Here is a 3,999-nt window from a genome sequence, read left to right as displayed (position 1 = left end):
CGAGCGACCCCCGTCACGCACGCCCGTGCCGAGGCGCTCAGCGCCATCGGGGAGTCCCGCGCGGCCGCCGACACCCACGCCGTCGCCAAGGCCGTGCCCGGCTGCGCGGCGGCCGTGCGCGCCGCCGCGCGGCTGGTGCTCGACGAGGCCGCCCGGATGGACCCGCCGCTCGAACTGGACTACCTCGCGCTGGTCGACCCGTCCGACTTCACCGAGATCGACGACGACTTCACCGGCGAGGCCGTCCTCGCCGTGGCCGCCCGGGTCGGCACCACCAGGCTGATCGACAACCTTCCTCTCACCTTCGGAGCCGCCTCGTGACCAGCACAGGCATACGACTGCACGCGCCCGCGCCCGGGTGGTCCATCTCCGCGGACGTGGTGGTCGTCGGCTCCGGCGTGGCCGGCCTGACCGCGGCGCTGCGCTGCCAGGCCGCGGGCCTGACGACGGTCGTCGTCACCAAGGCACGGCTCGACGACGGCTCCACCCGCTGGGCGCAGGGCGGTATCGCCGCGGCCCTCGGCGAGGGCGACACCCCCGAGCAGCACCTGGACGACACGCTGGTCGCGGGCGCGGGCCTGTGCGACGAGGAGGCCGTACGGATCCTCGTCACCGAGGGCCCCGACGCCGTACGGCGGCTGATCGAGACCGGCGCCCACTTCGACGAGTCCGCCGAGGGCAGGCTGGAGCTCACCCGCGAGGGCGGCCACCACCGCCGCCGCATCGCGCACGCGGGCGGCGACGCGACCGGCGCCGAGATCTCCCGGGCGCTGGTCGAGGCGCTCCACGCGCGCGGACTGCGCGCGATCGAGAACGCGCTCGTGCTGGACCTGCTGACAGACGCCGACGGCCGCACGGCGGGCGTCACCCTGCACGTGATGGGCGAGGGCCAGCACGACGGCGTGGGCGCCGTGCACGCGCCCGCCGTGGTCCTCGCCACCGGCGGCATGGGCCAGGTGTTCTCCGCGACCACCAACCCGTCCGTGTCCACCGGTGACGGCGTGGCGCTCGCCCTGCGGGCCGGCGCGGAGGTCTCCGACCTGGAGTTCGTGCAGTTCCACCCGACCGTGCTGTTCCTGGGCCCCGACGCCGAGGGCCAGCAGCCGCTGGTCTCCGAGGCGGTACGCGGCGAGGGCGCCCACCTGGTCGACGCCGACGGCGTGCGCTTCATGGTGGGTCAGCACGAGCTGGCCGAACTGGCGCCGCGCGACATCGTCGCCAAGGGCATCATGCGCCGGATGCAGGAGCAGGACGCCGAGCACATGTTCCTCGACGCCCGGCACTTCGGCGCCGAGATGTGGGAGCACCGCTTCCCGACGATCCTGGCCGCCTGCCGCGCCCACGGCATCGACCCGGTGCACGAACCCATCCCGATCGCCCCGGCCGCCCACTACGCCTCCGGCGGGGTGCGCACCGACTCCCACGGCCGTACGACGGTGCCGGGCCTGTACGCCTGCGGCGAGGTCGCCTGCACCGGCGTGCACGGCGCCAACCGGCTCGCCTCCAACTCCCTGCTGGAGGGCCTGGTCTACGCCGAGCGCATCGTCGCCGACATCACGAACGGCCGGGCCCGCGACGGGCTGCACGCGCGCGTGCCCGCACCGGTCGCGCAGCCCGAGAAGCCGGCCCACCCGCTGCTCGCCCCCGAGGACCGGTTCGCGATCCAGCGGATCATGACCGAGGGCGCCGGTGTGCTGCGCTCCGCCGACTCCCTCACCCGGGCCGCCGGACAGCTCCAGCGGCTGCACAGCGAGGCCCGCGACGCCCTCGACGAGAACGGCAAGACCGCCGAGCCCGGCGTCGACACCTGGGAGGCCACCAACCTCCTGTGCGTGGCCCGCGTCCTGGTCGCCGCGGCCGGGCAGCGCGAGGAGACCCGCGGCTGCCACTGGCGCGAGGACCACGCCGACCGCGACGACAGCGCCTGGCGGCGCCACATCGTCGTACGGCTGAATCCGGACCGCTCACTGGCCGTGCACACCACGGACACCGCAGACTTCCCCCCGACCCTCCCCTTCGCCGCCGGCCCCGCCGGGGCGGCGGGGACCGCCACGCACCGTCCCCAGGAGCAGTGACAGCAGTGAGTACCTCCGACCTTCCCCTCGCCTCGTCCGACGGCTGCGGCGACGGCTGTGCCTGCGGCGCGGACTCCGGCGAGGAATACCTGGAGTGCGGGCTCGACCCCGCGCTCGCGCAGCTCCTGACCGAGGCGGGTCTCGACCCGCTGGAGGTCGAGGACATCGCCAATGTCGCCATCCAGGAGGACCTGGACAACGGCGTGGACGTGACGACGGTCGCGACCATCCCAGAGGACGCCGTGGCCACCGCCGACTTCACCGCGCGCGAGGCCGGTGTCGTGGCCGGGCTCAGGGTCGCCGAGGCGGTGATCTCGGTCGTCTGCACGGACGAGTTCGAGGTCGAGCGGCACGTGGAGGACGGCGAGCGGGTCGAGGCCGGGCAGAAGCTCCTGTCGGTCACCACGCGCACGCGCGACCTGCTGACCGCCGAGCGCAGCGCGCTCAACCTGCTGTGCCGGCTGTCCGGCATCGCGACCGCCACGCGCGCGTGGGCGGACGCGCTGGAGGGCACCAAGGCGAAGGTCCGCGACACCCGCAAGACGACGCCGGGCCTGCGCTCGCTGGAGAAGTTCGCGGTGCGCTGCGGCGGCGGCGTGAACCACCGGATGTCGCTGTCCGACGCGGCCCTGGTCAAGGACAACCACGTGGTCGCCGCGGGCGGCGTCGCCCAGGCCTTCGCGGCCGTGCGCGAGGCCTTCCCCGACGTACCGGTCGAGGTCGAGGTCGACACCCTGCACCAGCTGCGCGAGGTGGTGGAGGCGGGCGCCGACCTGATCCTGCTGGACAACTTCACGCCGGAGCAGTGCGCGGAGGCGGCCGGGATCGTCCGCGAGCGCGCGCTGCTGGAGGCGTCGGGCCGGCTGACCCTGGCGAACGCCAAGACCTACGCCGACACGGGCGTGGACTTCCTGGCGGTCGGGGCGCTGACCCACTCCTCGCCGATCCTGGACATCGGTCTGGATCTGCGGGCGGCGGAGTAGGGAGCGGGGCCGGCCATGCTGCTGACGATCGACGTAGGCAACACGCACACGGTGCTCGGCCTGTTCGACGGCGAGGACATCGTCGAGCACTGGCGGATCTCCACGGACGCCCGTCGCACCGCGGACGAACTCGCGGTGCTCCTCCAGGGCCTGATGGGCATGCACCCGCTCCTGGGGGAGGAGCTGGGCGACGGCATCGACGGGATCGCCATCTGCGCGACCGTGCCGTCCGTGCTGCACGAGCTGCGCGAGGTCACCCGCCGGTACTACGGCGACGTGCCCGCGGTGCTGGTGGAGCCCGGGGTGAAGACCGGCGTGCCGATCCTCACCGACAACCCCAAGGAGGTCGGCGCCGACCGCATCATCAACGCGGTGGCGGCCGTCGAGCTGTACGGCGGTCCGGCGATCGTCGTCGACTTCGGCACGGCGACGACGTTCGACGCGGTCAGCGCGCGCGGGGAGTACGTGGGCGGGGTCATCGCGCCCGGGATCGAGATCTCGGTCGAGGCGCTGGGCGTCAAGGGCGCCCAGCTGCGCAAGATCGAGGTCGCCCGGCCGCGCAGCGTCATCGGCAAGAACACGGTCGAGGCGATGCAGGCCGGGATCGTGTACGGGTTCGCCGGCCAGGTCGACGGCGTCGTCAGCCGGATGGCCCGGGAGCTGGCGGACGACCCGGAGGAGGTGACGGTGATCGCCACCGGCGGGCTGGCGCCGATGGTGCTGGGCGAGGCGTCCGTGATCGACGAGCACGAGCCGTGGCTGACCCTCATCGGCCTGCGCATGGTCTACGAACGGAACGTGTCCCGCCTCTGAGGCGGCACGAGCGACACGACAGAGCCGGGGGGGGGGGGGGGGTGGGTGGGCCCCCGGGGCGGGGGGCGGCTTGGGTGGTCACACAGCTAAAAAGGAGTAACCAACGAGAGACATAGGGTGGGGTGCTG

General features: G+C 73.7%; 4 protein-coding genes. All 4 read left to right on the top strand.

Annotated features, from left to right (window positions below; all coding sequences use genetic code 11):
* Window positions 1-321 (top strand): pantoate--beta-alanine ligase (locus tag ABT085_RS44715; protein ID WP_351622505.1); only part of this gene is annotated, 321 nt, incomplete at its 5' end.
* A complete protein-coding gene (locus ABT085_RS44710) occupies window positions 318-2,075 on the top strand; it encodes an L-aspartate oxidase (RefSeq protein ID WP_351622503.1) in 1,758 nt (585 codons plus the stop codon). The genes ABT085_RS44715 and ABT085_RS44710, both read left to right, overlap by 4 nt.
* 5 nt (window positions 2,076-2,080) lie before the next feature.
* On the top strand, window positions 2,081-3,058 hold the full coding sequence (gene nadC, locus ABT085_RS44705) for a carboxylating nicotinate-nucleotide diphosphorylase (protein WP_351622500.1): 978 nt from the start codon (window positions 2,081-2,083) through the stop codon (window positions 3,056-3,058).
* A gap of 15 nt (window positions 3,059-3,073) precedes the next feature.
* Window positions 3,074-3,871 carry a type III pantothenate kinase gene (locus ABT085_RS44700; RefSeq protein WP_351622497.1) on the top strand — a complete coding sequence of 266 codons (798 nt, stop codon included), beginning with the start codon at window positions 3,074-3,076 and terminating at the stop codon, window positions 3,869-3,871.
* Window positions 3,872-3,999 lie beyond the last annotated feature (128 nt).

Source organism: Streptomyces sp. NPDC002265 (assembly GCF_040296125.1).
Lineage (GTDB): Bacteria > Actinomycetota > Actinomycetes > Streptomycetales > Streptomycetaceae > Streptomyces.
The sequence above is the reverse complement of the archived record's forward strand: the minus strand, read 5'-3'. Positions and strand labels throughout refer to the sequence as shown.

What these genes read in the sequence shown, in the direction of transcription:
- ABT085_RS44700 (WP_351622497.1), top strand. Translation starts at nt 3,074, where the DNA reads ATGCTGCTGACGATCGACGTAGGCAACACGCACACGGTGCTCGGCCTG.